This window comes from Allorhizobium sp. Av2 (genome assembly GCF_021462805.2).
GTDB lineage: Bacteria > Pseudomonadota > Alphaproteobacteria > Rhizobiales > Rhizobiaceae > Allorhizobium > Allorhizobium vitis_G.
The window spans coordinates 329,233-351,045 of the sequence record NZ_CP192696.1 but is presented as its reverse complement, the minus strand read 5'-3'; the positions used below and the strand labels follow the sequence as shown (position 1 = coordinate 351,045).

The following is a 21,813-nucleotide window of genomic DNA, read 5'->3' as shown; positions in this document are numbered from 1 at the left end:
TCGAATAAACGAATATAATTGCCGCCTTTCTTTTCTTGCATGGGGGTCTGAAGAAATTCTGAATATTCTATTTCGACTTATAGTTATGCACGATCACTTCGTTCTAAAAAGCAACGGACTTTGTATAAGATTCTATTTTCGACACAAGAAAATAAACCTTAAGTTGCTTTTATTGATTTAAAATCCCTATGCGTTTATTCGAGACAGGTGGTTTCAGCTCTATCGCCGCCCGGCGAAGGCATCCGACCAATCTCTCATCAGGGTAACCAAACGCCCGGCGCAATCGCGGATTTCGCTTCTGTGGCGGTCGTCATTATTGGTGACCAACCATTGCCGATGGCGCAATTCGGTAATCTCCTCGTCAACTCGCTGAAGCTGCGGATGGCTATCACCGATAAAACACGGCAGGACCGCAAGGCCCATGCCCGAGACTGCCATATCTTTCAAGGAGCGCGGGCGGTTGACGGTGATCAGGATCTGCTCGGCCCTATGTTGATGCGGCCATTTCAAATAGGCCGAGATTGCCGCCTCCTGCGTTACCGCGATCCAGGGTTGGGCTTGCAGTTCGTCGGCAAGGCGGTGGCGATAGGCCGCGTAGGCAACCTCGCCGAATGGGACTCTGGCAAGATTGCTCTCCTGTGGCTCGAAAGCCCGGATACCAATATCGGTTTCGCGATGCGCAAGGGCTGCGCGCTCTTCGGTAATATGCAAATCGAGGCGAAAGCGATCAGTGCTCCGGCACAGCTTCGGCAGGTTTTGAGCGATCAGCCAGGCAATCCATGTTCCCGCCGTCACCCGCACCAGTGCTGGCTGCGACGCCTCTTGGCGCCAGAGATCAATGCCGCGCTCCGCCGCCTCAAAGGACTTCAGATGATCGAGCAGGGCGCGACCATCCACCGTTAACGTATACCCCGTCTGGGCGCGGTGAAACAGGATACGACCCAGCTTTTGCTCCAACTCCACCATCCGGCGGCCAAGGGTGGCGGCACTGAGGCCGGTGGATTGCACAGCCCCCGTCAGCCCGCCATTGCGCGCCACATCGATGAACAGTTGATAGGTATCCCAGGGCAGGTTTTTCATGGGTGAACGATATAGCGCAAACTTGGCGATATATCCATCATCCATGAAACGCTAGCCTTCTCCACAACACTGGAGAAGACGATCATGGACTTTATCGGATTGCTTGCTTTTCAGGAGACCATACGACGGGAGGCGATGAACCATCATGCAGTAACGCCAGCCCAGCAAGAGGATGCGTTTTACAGCTTTTACAGTGAGCCATCATGGCCGCGCCTAAGCCGGATCGTTACCCGAGTTTTCGACATGCGAAAGCGCCGCAGGTGTGCGCCGGAAGATGTGCACGCGCAGGCGGAAGCGACAGTCGCCGCTTTGCCGCAGGCGCAGAGGTCTGATCAGCCGATAACGCCAATCAGCATCAGGCCATAGACCATGAAGCAGGCCATCAGGCCGAGGCCAGCGCTGCGCAGGATAAGTTTGTTCTGATCGTCACGCGCCTTGGCGATAGCAATGGCGCGGGCCTTCCGGATGGGTCTGTTCATTGGCAGCACTTTCCAAAAGTTAAGCGGGGAATCACCCCGACCTTGATCGTAACCCTAACCCGTCCCGAAAAACAGCAAAACAACGAGGCGGAAGATCACGATGACTGAGGTATATTAACAACTATTGAAAGATGGTGGCGGGAATGCGGCGTGACGCAAGACTTGACCATGCAGGACACAATTGCGGTAAACAAATCGTATCGTCGCGCTAGTGGTCCGATTCCGACATTTGCATCCGTTTGCAGCACCCTCGAGAGCAAATGTCGGAATCTTCAGGACCACTAGCAAGTCTCTGTTTCTAGTGGAATTTAAGAATTTGACATTTGATCCTCGACGGTGCCGCAAGGGGGTATCAAATGTCAAATTCATTCCACTAGGATGACAAATATTACGCCGCAAGGCCCGCTGCATGGCCCGACGCCCAGGCCCATTGAAAATTATAGCCACCCAGCCATCCCGTCACATCGACGGCCTCGCCAATAAAATAAAGACCCGGCACCGCCTTGGCCTGCATGGTCTTGGAGTCCAGCGCCTGGGTATCGATGCCGCCCAGGGTCACCTCGGCGGTGCGGTAGCCTTCCGATCCCGCCGGTTTGATCTGCCAGTTGCGCAAGGCATCAGCAATGCTTGCCAAAACCTTGTCGGACAGGTCGGCAAGCGGCTTTTCCAGTCCATGGCGCTCGGTCCAATATTGCGCCAACCGCTTCGGCAGATATTGGCCCAAAACCGTCTGCACCGCCTGACGGCCATTGTCGCGTCGGGCGGTTTTCAGCAGATCCAGAAAATCCAGCTCCGGTTGCAGCGACAGGGTGATTGCCTCGCCCTCGCGCCAATAGGAGGAGATTTGCAGGATGGCCGGGCCGCTTAGACCGCGATGGGTAAACAGCAGTGCCTCGCGAAATTCGGTCTTGCCATGACGCACCCGTGTATCGACAGCCATGCCGGACAGCGGCGCCAGTTCCTCCAGCAGTCCCGGCTCCAGCGTCAGCGGCACCAATGCCGGGCGGGTCTCGACTAGGTCAATGCCAAACTGTTCGGCCAGCCGATAGGCAAAGCCGGTTGCGCCCATTTTCGGGATGGATTTGCCACCGGTGGCGATGATCAGCGATTGGCAGGCGATGGTGCCGTCAGAGGTCTCGACGCGAAAACCGTCCAGCGTCTTTTCCACGGCGCGGATGTCGGTCTGCAAATGCAGCCTGGCACCGGCGGCGCGCATCTCTTCCAGCAGCATGCGGATAATATCCTTGGCGCTGTCATCGCAGAACAATTGCCCAAGGGTTTTTTCATGCCAGCCGATCCGGTGGCGCTCAACCATGGCGATGAAATCGGTGGGCGTGAACCGGGCCAGCGCCGATTTGGCAAAATGCGGATTGGCGCTGATGTAGTTCTTTGGTCCGGCATTGACATTGGTGAAATTGCAGCGCCCGCCGCCGGAAATGCGGATCTTTTCGCCCGGCGCCTTGGCGTGATCAAGCACGGCCACAGACCGGCCCCGCTGGCCAGCCCGGATCGCCGCCATCATGCCGGCGGCCCCTGCCCCGATCACCACCACATCCACCCGTTTTTCCAATGTCATGTCCTCGTCATCATCGCCATGTCTGTTGTGTTTTCGATCGGCAAAGCGATGTCAATTGCATATTCACCCTCGCCAATTCCAGCGAGGCGGATATGATGGCATCATTATCAACACAGATCCGGTGAGACATGCCTGCAAAAAAGACAATGCTCAGACCCAAGGGCGCGGCGTCCAAAAAAGCAGGCATTCCCCCAGATATCAGCCCGACACGCGGGGTCAAGACCTGGAAAGAAGCGGCCTCCTGGCTGCGCTCCCGCGGCATCGAGGATATCGAATGCATCACGCCGGATCTGGCCGGTGTGCCGCGCGGCAAGATGATGCCGAGCTCGAAATTCACCAGCAATACCTCGCTGGCCCTGCCATCAGCGCTCTATCGCCACACGATTTCAGGCGAATATCCTGATGAAACCGGCAATTTCCGCTATGACAGCCGCGATAGCGACATCAAGCTGCTGCCGGACCTTTCGACGCTGTCGGTCGTGCCTTGGGAGACCGATCCGACCGCGCAGGTGATCTGCGACATTGTCGGCACCGAAGGCGAGGATGTCAGCTATACGCCGCGCAACGTGCTGAAGAACGTCCTCAGCCTCTATGAGAAAAAGGGCTGGAAGGCGGTCGTCGCCCCGGAAATCGAATTCTATCTGGTCGCCAAGAACGAGGACCCGGATTACCCGCTGCATCCGCCGAAAGGCCGGTCTGGCCGGTCGATCATCGGCGGCCAAGGCTATTCGATTGCCGGGATCAACGAATTCGACGAGTTGATCGATGATATCTACCATTTCTCGGCCAAGCAGGGCCTGGAAATCGACACGTTGATTCATGAGGAAGGCCCGGCCCAGCTGGAAATCAACCTGCGGCACGGCGATCCGATCGAGCTGGCCGACCAGGTCTTCCTGTTCAAGCGCACCATTCGTGAAGCCGCCCTGAAGCACGGGATCTTCGCGACTTTCATGGCAAAGCCGATGCAGGGCCAGCCGGGGTCTGCCATGCATATCCACCAATCGGTGGTGGATATCGAAACCGGCCGCAATATCTTCTCCAAGGCCGATGGTTCGCCGTCGTCAGAATTTTTCCACTTCATCGGCGGTATGCAGAAATATGTGCCGAATTCGCTAGTGATGATGGCGCCCTATGTCAATTCCTATCGCCGCCTGACGCCCGATATGGCCTGCCCGGTTAACAATGCCTGGGGCTATGACAATCGCACCACGGCCTTCCGGGTGCCGATTTCCGATGCGGCGGCGCGGCGGGTGGAAAACCGGCTGCCGAGTTCGGACTCCAACCCCTATCTGGCGCTGGCCGCCTCGCTCGGCTGCGGCTATCTCGGAATCTTGAAAGCAATCGAGCCGACCGCACCGACGGCCGATACCGCCAATGAAGGCTCCATCGAGCTGCCGCGCGGCCTGCTGGAAGCCGTCGCCCTATTGGAAAGCGAGCCGGATTTCGAAACCGTGTTCGGCCGCGCCTTCATCGATATCTATGCGGGCGTCAAGCGCGGCGAATTCGAGACCTTCATGCAGGTGATCAGTCCCTGGGAGCGTGAATTCCTGCTGCTGAACGTCTGATCCATACAGCTGTCATGGCGCCCGCTTGTCCCAGGCGGGCCGCCTTGCAGCGTTCAAAAAGGAGCTTCGCATGTGGCAAAGCCCGATTGCACCCGGCCTTTCCTGGTATCAGGCCACCGTGGGCGAACGCCCTGAATACGAACCGCTGGATGGTTCGACCACCACCGATGTCGCCATTGTCGGCGGCGGCTATACCGGCTTGCAGGCGGCTTATACGCTGGCACGCGCCGGGGTCAGCGTGGTGCTGATCGAAGGCGGTCGGTTCGGTGATGGTGGCTCGGGGCGCAATGGCGGCCAGTTCGGCACCGGCCAGCGCGCCTGGCCGGAGGAGCTTGAAGCCGAATTTGGTTTTGAGCGCGCCAAGGCGCTGTTCGATATGGCCGAACACGCCAAGCGCTATATTCTGGATTTTGCCCGCGAGCACCAGATCGACATGGAGTTCATGCCCGGCCAGCTGAATGTCGAGCACAAGCGCGGCAAGGACAAGGAGTATCGCAAGAGCGTCGAGATTGCCGCCACACGGTTCAATTATCCGCATATGCATTTCATGGACCGCGAGGAAACGGCGGCGCGGCTTGGCTCTTCCGCCTATTACTGCGGCATCCGCGACATCGGCACCGGCCATATCCATCCGCTGAAACTGCTGGTGGGATTGGCGAAGGTGGCGAAGAATGCCGGTGCCCGCCTGCATGAAATGACCAAGGCCACATCGATTGCCCAAAGCGGCGGCAGAACCATGATCGAAACGCCGAAAGGCACGATTACCGCCCGCCATGTGCTGATCGCCACCAATGCCTATATCGGCAATCTGGAGCCGGTGACGGCGGCCCATGTCATGCCGATCCGCTCCTTCATTGGTGCCACCGTGCCGCTCAAGGATTTTCCGGACATCCTGCCCGGCTCGGAAGCGGTCGCCGACAGCCGGTTCGTGGTGCGCTATTTCCGCAAGACCCGCGACGGGCAATTGCTGTTTGGCGGACGCGAGGCCTATACCGCCGACAGCCCGCGCGACATTTCCGACCATATCCGCCGCCAGATCACCGAGATCTATCCGGCCCTTGATGGCATCGAAATGACCCATGCCTGGGGCGGCTCGGTCGGCATCACCATGAACCGCCAACCCTTTGCCCGCGAGGTCATGCCGGGGGTGATTTCCGTCGCGGGTTATTCCGGCCATGGCGTGATGTTGTCAAACTATTGCGGTACGCTGTTTGCCAAATCGGTTCTGGGAGAAACCAGCGAGTTGGACCTGTTGAAGGAGTTAAAGGTTCCGGCTTTCCCAGGCGGGTCCCGGCTACGCTCGCCGCTTCTGTTCCTGGCGCTCAGCTGGTATGCCCTGCGCGACCGTTTTTGAAGGAACGCTATTCACGCTTTCGTTTTAGAAGGTGAAGCGTTTTAGAAAGGTGGGGCGTTTTAGAAACGCTAGGACTGGCTTTTTTAAATCGATTGAATTATAACCCGATCCAACAGCCTTGCCCATCAGCCTAGCCGATGGCCATGAATGAGAGATGCCCGTATGAGCAGCCAGATTATTCCTGTCGAACCCTTTGACTATGTCGTCTTTGGCGGCACCGGGGATCTTGCCGAGCGCAAGCTTCTGCCGGCCCTTTATCACCGCCAGTTGGCCGGCCAGCTCACAGAGCCGACCCGGATCATCGGGGCGTCCCGCTCGCCGATGACGGACGCGGAATACCGCGAATTCGCTCATAAGGCCCTGAAGGAATTTCTGAAGCCCGATGAATTGGAAGAGAGCCAGGTCAAGCGCTTTCTCGACAGGCTGCATTACGTCTCGGTCGATGCCAAGGCTGACAAGGGCTGGGATACGCTGAAAAAGCTGCTGGACACCGGCAAGGACATCGTACGCGCCTTCTATCTCGCCGTGTCCCCGTCGATTTTCGGCGATATTGCCGACAAGATCCGCGATCACAAGCTGATCACCAAATCCACCCGCATCGTGGTGGAAAAGCCGATCGGCCGCGATCTCGCCTCGGCGCAGGCGCTGAACGACACAATCGGCAAGGTGTTTAAGGAAGAGCAGATCTTCCGCATCGACCATTATCTCGGCAAGGAAACCGTGCAGAACCTGATGGCGCTGCGCTTTGCCAATGCGCTCTATGAGCCGCTGTGGAATTCCGCCCATATCGACCATGTGCAGATCACCGTGGCCGAATCCGTCGGGCTGGAAGGCCGCGTCACCTATTACGACAAGGCAGGCGCGTTGCGCGACATGGTGCAGAACCATATCCTGCAATTGCTCTGCCTCGTCGCCATGGAAGCCCCGTCCTCGATGAACTCAGAGGCGCTGCGCGACGAAAAGCTGAAAGTGCTGCGGGCGCTGAAGCCAATTGATGCCTCCAATGTCGAAAAAATGACCGTTCGCGGCCAGTACAAAGCCGGGGCTTCGGCAGGCGGTGCGGTCAAGGGTTACACGGAAGAGCTGGGCGACACATCCGACACGGAAACCTTCGTCGCCATCAAGGCCGAGATCAACAATTGGCGCTGGGCGGGCGTGCCGTTCTACCTGCGCACCGGCAAGCGTCTGGCGGGCCGCGTTTCGGAAATCGTCATCCAGTTCAAGCCGATCCCGCATTCGATCTTCGGCGATGTCGGCCGTATCGAGGCCAACCAGCTGGTCATTCGCCTGCAACCGGATGAGGGCGTCAAGCAATGGCTGATGATCAAGGACCCAGGTCCGGGCGGCATGCGCCTGCGTCATGTGCCGCTGGATATGAGCTTTGCCGAATCCTTCGGCGTGCGCAATCCGGACGCCTATGAACGGCTGCTGATGGACGTGATCCGCTCCAACCAGACGCTGTTCATGCGCCGCGACGAAGTGGAAGCGGCCTGGAACTGGGTCGATCCGATCCTGAAGAGCTGGGAAGAAATTGGCCAGCGGGCGCAGGGCTATACGTCCGGCACCTGGGGTCCGAGCCAGGCCATCGCGCTGATCGAGCGTGACGGTCGCACCTGGCACGAGAATGACTGAGGGCATTGGCATCATGGCGCATACATTGCATAGCTTTGACACTGGCGCGGCGCTGGCAACAGCGCTGGCCGACCGTGTGGCCGCAGCGCTGACGGAGGCAATTACCGCCTCCGGTGCAGCGTCGCTGGCCGTCTCCGGCGGGTCCACCCCCAAGGCCTTCTTCGAGGCGCTGTCGCAAAAGGCGCTGGACTGGGATAAGGTCTCGGTGACGCTGGTCGACGAGCGTTTCGTGCCTGAGGACAATCCCCGCTCCAACCATTTGCTGGTCGCCACGCATCTGTTGAAAAACCAGGCCGCCGAGGCCGAATTCGTGCCGCTCTATTCGCCGGAAGAGACCATCGAGGCTGCTGCTGCGGTGGCGAGCGACGCGGTGTCCGACCTCGGCACGCCACTCGACGTGGTTATCCTCGGCATGGGAACCGATGGCCACACCGCCTCGTTCTTTCCCGGTGGCGACAATCTGGAAGACGCGCTTGATCTGACGCTTCCGCCCAGAGTGATCACCATGGAAGCGCCGGGTGCTGGCGAGCCACGGCTGACCCTGTCTTTTTCCAGTCTCGCCGATGCCGGTCTGCTGATCGTCCATATCGAAGGCGCGGAAAAACAGGCGGTGCTGGACAAGGCGCTGGCAGGCACGGACGAGACCGAAATGCCTGTTCGCGCCGTATTGGCCCGGGCCGAGACGCCTGTCGATATTTACTGGGCGCCCTGATCTCGATCAGAACGCCCTGATAGCCAGGCTGGTATCAAAAGCGATGCGGCCTTGACGAACGAGGCCCAATAGCGCGGGCGACCGCAGCGCTTTAACAAGCGCCAAGGTCGCCGCCCCTGCCCTTTTCAGGAAGGATGCTTTCCATGAGTGCCGATCACCGTATCGAAACCATCACCAAGCGCATTGTCGAGCGCTCCAAGCCGACCCGCGAAGCCTATCTGGATCGCGTTCGCCGGGCCGCTGGCAAGGGCGTGAACCGTGGCTCTTTAGCCTGTGGCAATCTCGCCCATGGCTTTGCGGTCTGTTCCCCCGGGGACAAGGCCGCACTTGCTGGCGACACCGTCCCCAATCTCGGTATCATCACCGCCTATAACGATATGCTCTCGGCGCATCAGCCGTTTGAGACCTATCCGTCCCTGATCCGTCAGGCGGCCAGCGAAGTGGGCGGCGTCGCACAGGTGGCAGGCGGCGTACCCGCCATGTGCGATGGCGTCACACAGGGCCAGCCCGGCATGGAGCTTTCGCTGTTTTCCCGCGATGTGATCGCCATGGCGGCTGGCATCGGCCTGTCGCATAACATGTTCGACGCGGCGGTGTTTCTCGGCGTCTGCGACAAGATCGTCCCCGGCCTGATGATTGCTGCGTTGACATTCGGTCATCTCCCTTCCGTGTTTATTCCGGCCGGGCCGATGACCACGGGCCTGCCGAATGACGAAAAGACCCGGATTCGCCAGCTCTATGCCGAGGGCAAGGTGGGCCGGGCCGAATTGCTGGAAGCCGAATCCAAATCCTATCACGGACCCGGCACCTGTACCTTCTACGGCACCGCCAATTCCAACCAGATGCTGATGGAAATCATGGGCTTTCACATGCCCGGTGCCTCCTTCATCAATCCCGGCACGCCGCTGCGCGATGCGTTGACCCGTGAAGCCACCAAGCGGGCGCTGGCGATTACCGCGCTTGGCAATGACTATACGCCGTCAGGCGAGATGATCGACGAGCGCTCCATCGTCAATGGCGTGGTCGGCCTGCATGCCACGGGCGGCTCCACCAATCACACCATGCACCTGATCGCCATGGCCCGTGCGGCGGGCATTCTGCTCAGCTGGCAGGATATTTCCGACCTCTCCGACATCATTCCGCTTCTCGCCCGCGTCTATCCGAACGGATCTGCGGATGTGAACCATTTTCACGCCGCCGGTGGCATGGGCTTTCTGATCAAGCAATTGCTGCGCGCCGGATTCGTCCATGATGATGTGCGCACCGTCTATGGCCAGGGGCTTGCCGCCTATACGATCGAGCCGCATCTGAACGCCGACGGCACCGTAGACCGCCAGCCCTCGCCCGAAGAGAGCGCCGATCCGAAAGTGTTGTCGCGGATCGAAGCACCGTTCCAGGCGAATGGCGGCTTGAAAATGCTGACCGGCAATATGGGCAAGGCGGTGATCAAGATTTCCGCCGTCAAGCCGGAGCGCCACATCGTCGAGGCACCTGCCATGGTGTTCCACAGCCAGCAGGACATGCAGGATGCCTTCAAGGCCGGCAAGATGAACCGCGACTTCATTGCCGTGGTGCGTTTCCAGGGGCCGAAAGCCAATGGCATGCCGGAACTGCACAAACTGACCCCGTCGCTTGGCGTGCTTCAGGACCGTGGCCTCAAGGTGGCGCTGGTGACGGACGGACGCATGTCCGGCGCGTCTGGCAAGGTGCCAGCCGCCATTCACGTCACGCCGGAAGCCGTCGATGGCGGGCCAATTGCCAAGATCCGCGATGGCGACATGATCCGTCTCGATGCCGTGGCCGGAACGCTGGAAGTGCTTGTCGATGCCGCGGAATTTGCCGGTCGCAGCCCTGAAGTCATCGACTTGGCGGATAATGACTTCGGCATGGGACGTGAACTGTTTGCCCCGCTGCGCCGGATTGCAGGCCCCGCAGACCAGGGTGCCAGCGTGCTGTTCTAGAGTTTGCCTTAGGAAAAGTGGAAACCAGTTTTTCCGAAAACAAGAGACGTTACAGCGCCGTGCGTTTTATAAAACGCACGGCGCTGTAACGCTTTAAATCTGCTGCATAATTTTCTCCTTAATCGATTCCAATTTAAGGAATTATGCAGCAGCCATCATCGCGAATAGCATTCAGAAGCGATGACCCTGTGGGCGAAAATCATGGGAGCATGACCGGCGAACTCGACCGGCATCACAGTCAAGCCTTGTTGTACGTCAAGTTTATGATGCCGACCAGAGTTGTCTAAGGACGCACTCATAGCATCATGTTCTCTAGGTCAAATGAATTCACAACCCTAGGTGATTTTCACGGGCAGCCGATTCAACCAATGATGATATATGCAATGCTGCTCTTGGCAAAGAGCCATGGCTATTGCGATGCAACTGCGCCCACAACAATGCGAGGGCGTTACTGCTACCTATATTATACGAAAGCTCAAAGATGCGCTGCATCCTCTCGTTGAAAACACTAAATATCTCATATTCAAAATATACTAGATTTATTCGCATATGCAACACGCGGCCCGACTTCTAAAATTGTTTTTAATACGTAAATCATTTTTATCTCAACTTTAGTTTTCAATCGATAATTGAATATAAAAATAGCTATTCTTTTCTAAGCTTCACATTTTATTTTTGTGTTTTCATTATTCATAAATTTTTAGTTTTTTTATTAGATAATTATAAGTAAATACAAATACTCTCCAGTCACACTACCAGATTCGATTTCATCCCATATTCCAGACCGGGACGAAAATGACAGTATTTCTATTTATCGAGCGGTTTTACTTGCCGATAAATCTCGACGGCTGACTGCTTCACAATTATTTAATTTCTTTTTCTCTACATTAGTTTTTATTAATTTACAGTGCAAAATGACGGAAAATGCTCTTGAAACAAACGAGGACACTGAGCCATGCTTGACAATATGAAACTCAACCACAAGATCTATGGTGGTTTTGGCATCATCATTGCCATACTCATTACAATTGCAGGGATGTCGGTGTACTCGAACACCGGCAATCAATCCGATTTCTCGGATTATCGCAGTATTGCCCGGCTGACCAATGAAGCGGGCCGCGTGCAGGCAAACATGCTGGAGGCCCGGCTGGCCTTCACGAAATATCAAACCACCCAGTCTGCCGAGAATCTTACCGCTTTTGATAGGCGCCTGGCCACCGTCAAGGAGAGCGCCGTCACGCTCGCAGGCATGGCGCGCACAGATGTGGAAAAGACTGCGACTTCAGGGTTTACGACCGCAGTTTCAGATTATGAAAATGGCTTCAAAGCCGTGGTCGCCGCACAAACGGAACGCGACAAACTTGTAGATGAAAGCCTCGATGTCATCGGGCCGAAGCTCCAGAAATCCATGAATGACATTCTTGCTGATTTTGACAGGACTGGCAACACCGAGGCGGCCTATGAAGCCAGCGTGTTCCAAACCTCGACATTTGTCATGCGCTTGGCCACTGCAAAATACCTGTTGAACAACGAAACCAAGGATTTTGAAAATGCGCTGGCGGCAGGCCAGGATGCATTGGCCAACAGCAGCGCCGTTACCGCCGCCATTACCAGCCCGGACCGCCTCCAGCAGTTCAAGGCCAGTTTGGATGATCTCAACACCTATATCGGTGACTTGAAAAAGACCCAGGCGGTCATCACCAAGCGCAATGCCGTCATCACCGATGTCATGAACGTCGTTGGTCCAAAACTGGGCAAGGAAACCGAGGATTTGAAACTGATCCTGAAGAAGGAGCAGGACACGCTCGGCCCTCGCATCGATGAGACAATGCGCGATTCGATCACCACCGCCATTATTGTCGCCGCACTCGCCCTGATCCTCGCCTCCGTGCTGGCTTTCATAATCGCCCGCAGCATCAGCCGCCCGATTTTTGCGATCACCTCGGCCATGGGCAAGCTGGCCGACAACCAACTGGAAACCGATATTCCGGGCCTCGCATACGATAACGAGGTTGGGCTGATGGCCAAGGCCGTCAATGTCTTCAAGCAGAATGCCATCAAAATTCGCCAGCTGGCCGCCCAGGAAGCTGCCTTGCAGCAGAAAAATGCCGATCTGCAATCCGATATTGCCACAGTCGTCTCAGCAGCGGTCGCCGGTAATTTCACCAGCCGCATTACCAAGCACTACGACAATCCGGATCTGGACGCCTTTGCCCATAACGTCAACACGCTGGTCGACTCCGTGGATAAGGGCATAGCAGAGACCAGGCGCGTCGTGTCCGCCCTTTCCAATGGCGACCTGACGGAAGCCATGAACGGCAAATATCAAGGTGTGTTTGCCGAACTGCAAACCAATGTCAATGACACCATGACCAAGCTGCGGCTGCTGATGGAACAGGTGCGCCAATCCGCAGATGTCATCAACGGCGGCGCCGACGAAATCCGCCAGGCCTCCAACGATCTGTCTCGGCGGACAGAGACCCAGGCGGCCTCGCTGGAAGAGACTTCGTCGGCCCTGGAAGAAATCACCGTAGCGGTCAAAACCTCGACCGAGCGGGCGCAGGAATCCAGCAAAATGGTCTCTGAAGCCCGTCATTTTGCCGAGCAATCCGCAAATGTCGTCCAGGACGCGACAGCCGCCATGAGCCGTATCGAGCAAGCCTCCAACGAAATCACCCAGATCATCAATGTGATTGACGAGATTGCTTTCCAAACCAACCTTCTGGCCCTGAACGCCGGGGTTGAGGCTGCCCGCGCTGGCGAGGCCGGCAAGGGCTTTGCGGTTGTCGCGCAGGAAGTCCGCGAACTGGCGCAGCGGTCGGCCACCGCTGCCAAGGACATCAAGGCGCTGATTACCAAATCGTCGAATGAAGTGGAAACAGGCGTGAGGCTGGTCACCGGCACCGGGGAAGCGCTGAAGGAAATCCAGCAAAAGGTCATCGGCATTTCCACCCAGGTCACCTCGATTGCCACGGCTGCCAACGAGCAATCGACCGGTCTCAGCGAGGTCAATACCGCCGTCAACCAGATGGACCAGATGACCCAGCAAAACGCCGCCATGGTCGAGGAAGCTGCTGCCAGCACATCGAAACTGGCCGAGGAAACCGTCAACCTGCTCAACCTGATCTCGCAGTTCAGGGTCCACAAGGCCGACCAGGGCATGCGGCGCGCCGCCTGATCAGGAGATATGTTTCAGAGGATATGCCGGGGGGACAAGCGCTCCCCGGCTATTCCAATGGAATAAACGCCCTTCACACCTCCGGTTTTTTTTAATTTACCTTTGTGCCAGCTCCTATAAAACGGACCCCAGACGTTACAGGGTCGCACGCCTTCCCAACGATACGATGCTGTAACACATTAAATTTTCTGCATAATTTCCTCCTTAAATCGATTTCGACTGAAGGAGTTATGCAGTAGACAGGAGTTCATAGTGTCATCAATTTCAGATAGCGATCATAATTCACGGCCGTCACAGACCGGTGAAAAAAACGAACGATTGCAGGATAACACACCTCTTCAACCAGGACCGGCCAATGGCTGGCGTGAACAATGGTGGCGGATCGTCGATATGAAGATCGGCGTCGTTCCCGTTCCAATTTATATTCTTCTCTTCGTATTGATTGCAGCCTTCGCCGCCACCGGCAAAGTGCCCTCCGACCTGACCATGTCGATTGCCATTCTGTCGTTTGGTGGCTTCTTCTTCATGCAGCTGGGTCGCTGGCTGCCATGGCTCGGCATGATGGGCGGAGCGGCGATCCTGTGTTTTGTCGTGCCGTCTGCCATGGTATTTTACGGCATCATTCCGCCGCCGGTCGCTGAAGCGATTGACAGTTTCGTCAAGAGCTCCAATTTCCTCTATATGTATATTGCCGCCATCATTGTCGGCAGCATCCTCAGCATGGATCGTAGCGTGCTGATTGCCGGTTTTTTCAAGATTTTCGTGCCTTTGGCGATCAGCTCAATAACTGCCATGCTGGTTGGTACCCTGGTCGGCGTCATCATGGGGATGACCGTCGAGCATAGCCTGTTTTTCGTCGTCCTGCCCATCATGGCAGGAGGCCTGGGCGAAGGCGCAATCCCGCTGTCCATGGGCTATTCCGGCGTTCTGTCTCAGCCGCAGAACGAGATTTTCGCGCAGATTATTCCCGTCGTCATGCTGGGCAGTTTTACAGCGGTGGTGATTTGCGGCCTGCTGAATGTGCTCGGCAAACGCTATCCTCACCTCACCGGCGAAGGCCGGTTGCAGGCGGGCCTGCTGAATATCGACATCAACGGCAAAAAGCCGGGTGAACAACCGGTCGACCGCGCGATGATTGCCACGGCTGGCGTCACCATCATCACCTTCTATCTGGTGGGTGTTCTCGCCCAGCGGCTTCTGGATTTTCCAGCCCCGATCACCATGCTGTTTCTGGTGGTGATTGCCAAGCTGGGTCAATTGGTCTCGCCAAGCCTGGAAGACGGCGGACGAGAAGTTTACGCGTTTTTCTCGCGCATCGTGACCTGGCCCCTGCTGTTTGCCATGGGGATTTCCTACACGCCGTGGCAATCCTTTATCAGCGCCTTTACCCTGCAAACGGTGGTCACGGTGGTCAGCACCGTGCTGACATTGATCGGCACCGGATTTCTGTCCGCCCGCCTCGTCAAGATGTTTCCCATCGATGTCGCCGTTGTGGTCGGCTGTCACAGCGGCCAGGGCGGCACCGGCGATATCGCCATTCTGACCGCCGCCAACCGGATGAGCCTGATGCCGTTTTCGCAGATCGCCACCCGCATCGGCGGTGCCATCACGGTCACCTGCGCCATCCTGGCCTTCCAGCATCTGGCTTGAATGCGAAAACGCCGCGATGGTGCCAGCGCGGCGTGATCATTTTTAGCGGTTTTGTTCGTATTACAGCTTTGCCATGTATTTCGGCAGTTCGGCCACGGTTGGAACCACGATCAGCGTCTTGATGTCGCCGCGCTTGTAGGCGGCCAGGAAGCGCGGATATTCCTGGAACACCACGCAGCCACTGGAATCGCCGCGCACCCGCAGCAGGAATGTATGGGTGAGGAAGCCATCACGGCCATACATATTGTTGCCGCCAACCGGCGTCATCCGCAAGGCCTCGACACCATGGAACAGGCTTTCACGCAGGGTCAGCCGATAGACATTGGGCGGGGTCGCACCACGGTTCTTGATATGGACGGAGCGTGGATTATCGCGATTTTCGCCACGGCCGGAATGGGCCACCAGCTTTTCACCATTCGGCATATAGACCGTAGCGCTGGAAATATCATAGACGGCGACACCGCTGCCGCGACCGGGCAACGAGGCGCGCTTGCGGAAGATCGACGGGCTTTCATCGTCGTCCATCACCTCCTGCGAGCGGGCATAGGCCATCACCGTCTTCGGCGCGGTTTTTTCCGGTGCAGATTTTAGCGGAATGGTCTTTGGCTGTGGCCGGGCGGAGGTTTCGGTATCAGCGTCGGTCTCAGGCTTGGGCGCAACCAGAACTTCGCGGAAAGGGTCGCTCTTCGGTCGGTTGATCGGTGCTGGCACCACATCCGGCAGCATAGCCACCTGCATCGGCTTGGCGGCGGGTGGCTCACTCGAGGCAATCGTCACGGGTCCAGCCTGCGAAGGCGCGACAGAATCGCGGCTGCGGTCGGCGACCAGGGCGGTTGCGACCGGCTGCAATTGCGCGGACAAGGTCTGGTTTAGCTGACCAAGTGGCGGCGCTGTCTTGAGAATCGCTTCTGCGACCTGCTGCGGCGGCATCGCGGTTGGTTGGGCAGGCTGCGCGGCCTCGGCGACCTGGCTGCCCGTATCACTGCTCCAGCGTTGCGCCAATGCCCGCTCGGCGATGGAGACGGCCAGCGCCTGTTCGAGAATTGCGCGTCCTGCGAGGTCAAGCGGCCTGGAAACCGGCGTGGACAGAGCCGCGATTTCGTGGCGGACCTGCGCCATCTTTTCCTTCACCACCTGGGCAGATCGGACTTCGTCCCGCCTTACCGCCGCCACAGGCGGCTTTGGCAAGACCAGGCTGTTGCGGAATTCCGCGGCCATATCTCTCGAAAAGGGAGCAGAGACAGAGGTCTGTGAAAACCCAACACCGTGCAGAGTGCCGAATGCCACGGCGACCCAAAGACCGGCGGCAAGGCTACCGCCGACAAGCGCCGCGCCGGACATCAGCCTGGGAACCAGGACGGATTTTGCACGCCCTGAGCTTCCGGTGCCAGACCTGCCAGTGCTGGGAAAGAAATCGACCGCGAACGCCATACTCACAACTCGTACCCAAACAGCCGGTCAGCGGCTGGCGGCTCAACGCCGCAACTTTTTACCAAGGCTGGAGGATAGCCAAGCATCCCCGCCTTCAAGAGAGTGCAACTGTCTCAAATGCTTGCCGCGCCTGAGACCATCGCCCTGAAGATCCGGTCCAGAAGACCCAGTCCATCGGCAACAAGCACCGACTGTCTTTAAAGGATGAAGAAACTTGGTAACCAAAGGGTTTACAAAACCCGGTTTTTATCATCGCAATGTCTCATATTCGTGCGGAGAGAGGAAACACCACGGACTTGCGGCATTTTTATCGCTGCGCGCAGGAGCGAGCCTTTAAGGCTGAACTGCACAAACTCCCGGATGAGGCTTAGGACCTGAACGTCAAGGCACATAGCGCATCGATATGGATGCTGCTCCTGATCTTCAATATTATCAATCGGTTGAGATATAAGAAAAGGAATGGACATCCCATCCAACTGCCCGAAGCAGCTCTCCGGCAAACAGCAAAACGGGGAGCTGATGCTCCCCGCCAACGTCTCTGATATTTAAAGTTTGGTACGCTACCGTACAAAGCGCTTACTGGCCAAAATTGCCTCGCCTGCTGTCATTACCAGGTGCGGACATCCAAAACCCGGTCACGATGGGCCGGATGGGTGCTGAACACGAAAATTCGATCCAGTTCCTTCTGCGTCAACAACCTCAGGAAACGAATCTCGGCGGTATTGTTGGAAAAGGTCTTCATCAACAGGCCGCCCACCTTGTTGATACGGGCATCGGGAATGTCCAGGTAGAATTGCTTGGGAAGATTGAATTGCGTCAGCAGGGAAATCAGCGCGCCGCTTTGAGAAATACGGATGATGTCACACCGGCGCGACGCCATATGGCTCATGCCTTTCTCGGTATATTCCAAGCGCCCGGAATTCATGGTGTCTTCCATGCGAAACCGGCCTTCCCGGTCATACATGAAGGACTCTTCCCTGCGCAGGTAATTTGATTGACCAGCTGCCGTACTCATAACGCTTACCCCATTCACGCCCTCACTGGACACAGGCTAGGGGAACGAGCTTAACAGAAAATGGAGAAACCGGCTTGCCCGCCCCCTTGGCGAGCCTGCCTTTTTTACCATAGTTAATGCATGGGAAATCAAGCGCGATTAACGCTTGTAGCTTTGCCCCTGCGCATCAAAAAGATGTAGCTTTTCACTATCTGCCGCAAAGCGCAGCCGCTCGCCCCTGGCAACCTTGGCAATGCCCGGGAGTTTCACCACCACCGGCTGCCCCTCGACCGGGCCGTCGACATAGAGCATTGTCACCTCGCCCAGGGCCTCGACCAGGGAAACTGTACCTTCAAACAGCGCCGGACCTTCGGCGGCAATGGTCAGATCTTCCGGCCGCACCCCGAAACTGGCCGCCTTGCCCGCATCTTCTGTAGGCACAGCAATCGGCACCGACAGGGTTGAACGATCCTTGAGCGCGATACACGTTTCAGACCCCGCCTCAACGATGGTGGCCGGCAGGATGTTCATGGCGGGCGAACCGATAAACTGGGCAACGAACAGATTGGCGGGGCGCTCGTAAAGCTCCAGCGGCGCGCCGACCTGTTCGATCCGGCCCGCCGACAACACGACAATCCGGTCGGCCAGCGTCATCGCCTCGACCTGATCATGGGTGACATAAATCATCGTTGTATCGGACATCTGCTCGTGCAGACGGGCTATTTCAATCCGGGTTGCGACACGAAGAGCGGCATCGAGATTGGAGAGCGGTTCGTCGAACAGAAAGACTTTCGGATCTCGGCAGATCGCCCGGCCAATGGCCACACGCTGGCGCTGGCCGCCCGACAAAGCCTTGGGCAAGCGATCAAGATAGGGTTCCAATTGCAGGATGGCGGCGGCGGCGCGCACCCACCGTTCGATTTCCTGTTTGTCTTCACCGGCGATCCGCATGCCGAAGGCCATATTATCATAGACGGTCATATGCGGGTACAGCGCATAGGACTGAAAGACCATGGCGATGCCGCGCTTGGAGGGCGGCACGTCATTGACGATCTGATCGTCGATGCGCATCTCGCCGCTGGTAATGTCCTCCAGTCCGGCAATCATCCGCAAAAGCGTGGATTTGCCGCAGCCGGACGGACCGACAAACACCACGAACTCGCCCTTGGCGATTTCAAGATCGATGCCGTGCAGCACCTTGACCTGTCCATAGGCCTTGCGGATGTCTTTCAGGACCAAGCTTGCCATTGTCCTCCCCCTCCTCGTTTTAGGATCTGCCCGGCTCGCCATGAGCCGGACAGATGACCGTTTGTTAGTCTCAATGTTTAACCGTGACCGAACCAGGCACCCCAGGCCGGAAGGCTGATCTTGCCGCCTGCGACACTCCCGGCAAAACCATGGCCCTCCAGAGCCTGCCAATTTCCATCCGGCAAAGACAGTTCAGCCGGTTCGGCAGACATATTGAAGCCGCACAAGACTGTCTCGCCGTCCAGGCTACGGGAATAGACGAGGGCAGTCTCCGTGACCGTATGGAAGGCGATCTCGCCCTTGATCAGCGCTGGCTGCGTTCTGCGGAAATGCAGGAAACGCCGATAGTGTTCCAGCACGCTGTCGTCATGCCCCTCCTGGACATGGACGGCGTTGAGGCTATGCTCGACCGGAATCGGCAACCAGGTTTTGTCGGCGGCGCTGAAACCGGACTGCTTGGCCAGCGTATCCCAGACCATCGGCGTGCGGCAACCGTCGCGCCCCTTGAATTCCGGCCAGAACTGGATGCCGTAAGGGTCCTGCAGGTCCTCAAAGGAGATATCGGCTTCGGTCAGCCCCAGTTCCTCGCCCTGATAGATGCAGACCGAGCCACGCTGGGTCATCAACAATGCGGCCATCTGCTTGGCGAAGGCGGCACGGTCGGCAACGTTGGCGCCCCAGCGGCTGACATGGCGCACCACATCATGGTTGGAAAACGCCCAGCAAGCCCAGCCCTCAGGCGCAGCTTCCTGGAAGGCCTTCTGGGTATTGGCGACCAGCGCCGGTGTGACCGGATCGGGCGCGAGGAATTCGAAGGCATAGCACATCTGCATCTTGTCGCCGCCCGACGTGTATTGCCCGGCAATTTGCAGCCCGTATTGGCTGTCTCCGACTTCGCCAACGGCGGCAATCGCTGGAAACTCATCCAGGACAGAGCGAAAGCGCTTGAGGAATTCCAGGTTTTCCGCCTGGTTCTTGTCGTAGATATGCTCCTGGAAATTATAGGGATTGACCGCCGGTGCCGTCGCCGCATTGCGGCGCTCCGGGTCCAAGGCCGGATTGTCGCGCAAGGCTAGGTCATGAAAGTAGAAATTGATGGTGTCCAGACGAAACCCGTCAACGCCACGCTTCAGCCAGAACCGGACAGCATCAAGCACCGCCTCCTGCACATGCGGATTATGCATGTTGAGATCGGGCTGCGAGGTCAGGAAGTTGTGCAGGTAATACTGCATCCGGCTCGGGTCCCATTGCCAGGCAGACCCGCCGAAAATCGACAGCCAATTGTTCGGCGGCGTGCCATCCGGCTTGGGATCGGACCAGACATACCAGTCGGACCTGGCATTGATGCGGCTGGAACGGCTTTCGACGAACCATGCATGCTGGTCTGACGTGTGGGAGATCACGAGGTCGATCATCACCTTGATGCCGAGGCGATGGGCTTCGGAAATCAGCGCGTCGAAATCGTTGAGCGTCCCGAACATTGGATCGACATCGACGTAATTGGACACGTCATAACCAAAGTCCTTCATCGGCGAGGTGAAGAACGGCGAAATCCAGATCGCATCGGCACCGAGGCCTGCCACATGTGGCAGGCGGGCGGTGATGCCTTTTAGATCGCCAATACCATCGCCGTTGGAATCCTGGAAAGAGCGGGGATAAATCTGATAGATGACCGCGCCGCGCCACCAGTCCTTGTCCGGCATTGCGACACTATCGGAAGCAGCAGTCATGAATGTCTGTCCTCTTGGAAATTTTGGCCTGTTGGGGATTTAGGGAGGGAGGGAAAACAAGCCGTCGAAAACGCGATCAGCCACCCTTGACGGACCCGGCCAGCAGACCGCGCACCAGATAGCGTTGCAGTACGAAAAACACCAAAAGCGGCACGATAATGGTGATGAAGGCAGAGGCCGTGAGAATTTCCCAATTAGCGCCGCGCGAACCGAGCAGGTTGACGAGGCGGCCGGTCAGGACTAGTTCGTCATTGCCGGTCCCCAGAAACACCATGGCGACCAGCAGGTCGTTCCAGGTCCACAGAAACTGGAAGATCGCGAAGGACGCCAGCGCCGGATAGGACAGCGGCAGGACGATCTTGATGAAGATCTCGAAATCGCTGGCGCCGTCCACCCTTGCCGATTCCATGATTTCACGCGGCAATCCGGCGATGTAATTGCGCAAGAGATAGATGGCGAGTGGCAGGCCAAAACCCATATGTGCCAGCCAAATGCCAAGATAGGTCTTGGACGGCACCCCGAAAAACGCCCCGACATCATTATAGATCCGCAGAAGCGGGATCAGCGACATTTGCAGCGGCACAACCAGCAGGCCAACAATGCCCGCAAGCAAGAGAGAGCGGCCCGGAAAGGGCATCCAGGCCAGCGCATAGGCGGCAAAGGCGGCCACAAGAATGGGAATAATGGTAGCGGGAACGGCAACCGTCAGCGAATTGATGAAAGATTTGCCAATGCCCTCGGCATTCAACACCGTGCGATAGTTGTCGAGGCTGAAACGCGGCGGCTGCTCGGCCGTGAAGAAAATACGCTGGCCACGCGATCCCTCGAAAGATGCATTCGAGGTCAGCTTGAAGGTACCGTCTGCGGCCACCGTCAACGTTTGGCCGTCCTTGAGCTGGGCTGTCGCACCGGCTTCGAATTCCTCCGGCTTCAGGCTGGATGTTCCGAATGCACTGACCGTGCCGGACCCGCCCTCCAGCACATTGCCGGATATTACGTAAGCTGCGCCCTCCTGGCGCTGCGCTTCGCCACCGGGGGCGCGAAAAATGCCTTTCTGGCTGGAACTGGTCAGCGCCGTCCACCAGCCGGAGGCGACGATCTGGTTCTTGTCGCGCAGGGACGTCACCAGCAGGCCAATGGTTGGGATGGTCCAGACCAGCACCAGCAGCAGAACCGTCGTATGAACCGCAATATTCAGTGGAGAGAGAACCCGTGTGCGCATC

The 21,813-nt window shown here is 57.5% G+C and carries 15 protein-coding genes; 7 read left to right on the top strand and 8 right to left on the bottom strand.

From position 1 onward, the window contains the following. Positions 1–219: 219 nt before the first annotated feature. The 3 genes from FS819_RS01665 to FS819_RS01655 all read right to left on the bottom strand — a co-directional run bounded on the left by FS819_RS01665 (position 220) and on the right by FS819_RS01655 (position 3,135). On the bottom strand, positions 220–1,080 hold the full coding sequence (locus FS819_RS01665) for a LysR family transcriptional regulator (RefSeq protein WP_156548837.1): 861 nt from the start codon (positions 1,078–1,080) through the stop codon (positions 220–222). Positions 1,081–1,412: 332 nt separating this feature from the next. Continuing rightward, entirely contained in the window at positions 1,413–1,559 is a 147-nt protein-coding gene (locus FS819_RS01660) for a hypothetical protein (protein ID WP_156540775.1), read from the bottom strand. Between the two features lie 388 nt (positions 1,560–1,947). Next, positions 1,948–3,135 carry a BaiN/RdsA family NAD(P)/FAD-dependent oxidoreductase gene (locus tag FS819_RS01655; protein WP_156548606.1) on the bottom strand — a complete coding sequence of 396 codons (1,188 nt, stop codon included), beginning with the start codon at positions 3,133–3,135 and terminating at the stop codon, positions 1,948–1,950. A gap of 146 nt (positions 3,136–3,281) precedes the next feature. On the opposite strand from FS819_RS01655, the gene FS819_RS01650 reads away from it, so the two are divergent. The 7 genes from FS819_RS01650 (at position 3,282) to FS819_RS01620 (ending at position 15,187) form a co-directional block, all read left to right on the top strand. Next, positions 3,282–4,700 carry a glutamine synthetase family protein gene (locus FS819_RS01650; RefSeq protein WP_409050056.1) on the top strand — a complete coding sequence of 473 codons (1,419 nt, stop codon included), beginning with the start codon at positions 3,282–3,284 and terminating at the stop codon, positions 4,698–4,700. 70 nt (positions 4,701–4,770) lie between these two features. Further along, positions 4,771–6,054 (top strand): NAD(P)/FAD-dependent oxidoreductase, encoded by a 1,284-nt coding sequence (locus FS819_RS01645; protein ID WP_156548608.1) that lies wholly within the window; start codon positions 4,771–4,773, stop codon positions 6,052–6,054. 162 nt (positions 6,055–6,216) lie between these two features. Continuing rightward, positions 6,217–7,686: a glucose-6-phosphate dehydrogenase gene (gene zwf, locus FS819_RS01640; protein ID WP_156548609.1), complete on the top strand. Its 1,470-nt coding sequence runs from the start codon at positions 6,217–6,219 to the stop codon at positions 7,684–7,686. 13 nt (positions 7,687–7,699) lie between these two features. Next, the gene (gene pgl, locus FS819_RS01635; protein WP_156548838.1) at positions 7,700–8,398 is read left to right on the top strand and encodes a 6-phosphogluconolactonase; all 699 of its coding nucleotides are present in this window, start codon (positions 7,700–7,702) and stop codon (positions 8,396–8,398) included. Between the two features lie 143 nt (positions 8,399–8,541). Then, entirely contained in the window at positions 8,542–10,359 is a 1,818-nt protein-coding gene (gene edd / locus FS819_RS01630; protein WP_156548610.1) for a phosphogluconate dehydratase, read from the top strand. Positions 10,360–11,314: 955 nt separating this feature from the next. Beyond that, a complete protein-coding gene (locus FS819_RS01625) occupies positions 11,315–13,537 on the top strand; it encodes a methyl-accepting chemotaxis protein (RefSeq protein WP_156548611.1) in 2,223 nt (740 codons plus the stop codon). A gap of 252 nt (positions 13,538–13,789) precedes the next feature. Next, a complete protein-coding gene (locus tag FS819_RS01620; protein ID WP_234624763.1) occupies positions 13,790–15,187 on the top strand; it encodes a 2-hydroxycarboxylate transporter family protein in 1,398 nt (465 codons plus the stop codon). A gap of 60 nt (positions 15,188–15,247) precedes the next feature. On the opposite strand, the gene FS819_RS01615 is transcribed toward FS819_RS01620, so the two are convergent. The 5 genes from FS819_RS01615 to FS819_RS01595 all read right to left on the bottom strand — a co-directional run bounded on the left by FS819_RS01615 (position 15,248) and on the right by FS819_RS01595 (position 21,812). Beyond that, positions 15,248–16,618 carry a tlde1 domain-containing protein gene (locus FS819_RS01615; RefSeq protein WP_156548615.1) on the bottom strand — a complete coding sequence of 457 codons (1,371 nt, stop codon included), beginning with the start codon at positions 16,616–16,618 and terminating at the stop codon, positions 15,248–15,250. Positions 16,619–17,225: 607 nt separating this feature from the next. Beyond that, complete coding sequence (locus FS819_RS01610; RefSeq protein ID WP_081343950.1) at positions 17,226–17,633, bottom strand: hypothetical protein; 408 nt, start codon at positions 17,631–17,633, stop codon at positions 17,226–17,228. 138 nt (positions 17,634–17,771) lie between these two features. Then, positions 17,772–18,860, bottom strand: a complete 1,089-nt coding sequence (locus FS819_RS01605) for an ABC transporter ATP-binding protein (RefSeq protein ID WP_156629833.1) — start codon at positions 18,858–18,860, stop codon at positions 17,772–17,774. Positions 18,861–18,937: 77 nt separating this feature from the next. Continuing rightward, positions 18,938–20,590: a beta-galactosidase BglA gene (gene bglA / locus FS819_RS01600; protein WP_070163574.1), complete on the bottom strand. Its 1,653-nt coding sequence runs from the start codon at positions 20,588–20,590 to the stop codon at positions 18,938–18,940. Positions 20,591–20,666: 76 nt separating this feature from the next. Further along, a complete protein-coding gene (locus FS819_RS01595) occupies positions 20,667–21,812 on the bottom strand; it encodes a carbohydrate ABC transporter permease (protein ID WP_156548619.1) in 1,146 nt (381 codons plus the stop codon). Position 21,813: the final 1 nt, after the last annotated feature.

What these genes read in the sequence shown, in the direction of transcription:
- FS819_RS01665 (WP_156548837.1), bottom strand. Translation starts at nt 1,080, where the DNA reads ATGAAAAACCTGCCCTGGGATACCTATCAACTGTTCATCGATGTGGCG.
- FS819_RS01660 (WP_156540775.1), bottom strand. Translation starts at nt 1,559, where the DNA reads ATGAACAGACCCATCCGGAAGGCCCGCGCCATTGCTATCGCCAAGGCG.
- FS819_RS01655 (WP_156548606.1), bottom strand. Translation starts at nt 3,135, where the DNA reads ATGACATTGGAAAAACGGGTGGATGTGGTGGTGATCGGGGCAGGGGCC.
- FS819_RS01650 (WP_409050056.1), top strand. Translation starts at nt 3,282, where the DNA reads ATGCTCAGACCCAAGGGCGCGGCGTCCAAAAAAGCAGGCATTCCCCCA.
- FS819_RS01645 (WP_156548608.1), top strand. Translation starts at nt 4,771, where the DNA reads ATGTGGCAAAGCCCGATTGCACCCGGCCTTTCCTGGTATCAGGCCACC.
- zwf (WP_156548609.1), top strand. Translation starts at nt 6,217, where the DNA reads ATGAGCAGCCAGATTATTCCTGTCGAACCCTTTGACTATGTCGTCTTT.
- pgl (WP_156548838.1), top strand. Translation starts at nt 7,700, where the DNA reads ATGGCGCATACATTGCATAGCTTTGACACTGGCGCGGCGCTGGCAACA.
- edd (WP_156548610.1), top strand. Translation starts at nt 8,542, where the DNA reads ATGAGTGCCGATCACCGTATCGAAACCATCACCAAGCGCATTGTCGAG.
- FS819_RS01625 (WP_156548611.1), top strand. Translation starts at nt 11,315, where the DNA reads ATGCTTGACAATATGAAACTCAACCACAAGATCTATGGTGGTTTTGGC.
- FS819_RS01615 (WP_156548615.1), bottom strand. Translation starts at nt 16,618, where the DNA reads ATGGCGTTCGCGGTCGATTTCTTTCCCAGCACTGGCAGGTCTGGCACC.
- FS819_RS01610 (WP_081343950.1), bottom strand. Translation starts at nt 17,633, where the DNA reads ATGAGTACGGCAGCTGGTCAATCAAATTACCTGCGCAGGGAAGAGTCC.
- FS819_RS01605 (WP_156629833.1), bottom strand. Translation starts at nt 18,860, where the DNA reads ATGGCAAGCTTGGTCCTGAAAGACATCCGCAAGGCCTATGGACAGGTC.
- bglA (WP_070163574.1), bottom strand. Translation starts at nt 20,590, where the DNA reads ATGACTGCTGCTTCCGATAGTGTCGCAATGCCGGACAAGGACTGGTGG.
- FS819_RS01595 (WP_156548619.1), bottom strand. Translation starts at nt 21,812, where the DNA reads ATGCGCACACGGGTTCTCTCTCCACTGAATATTGCGGTTCATACGACG.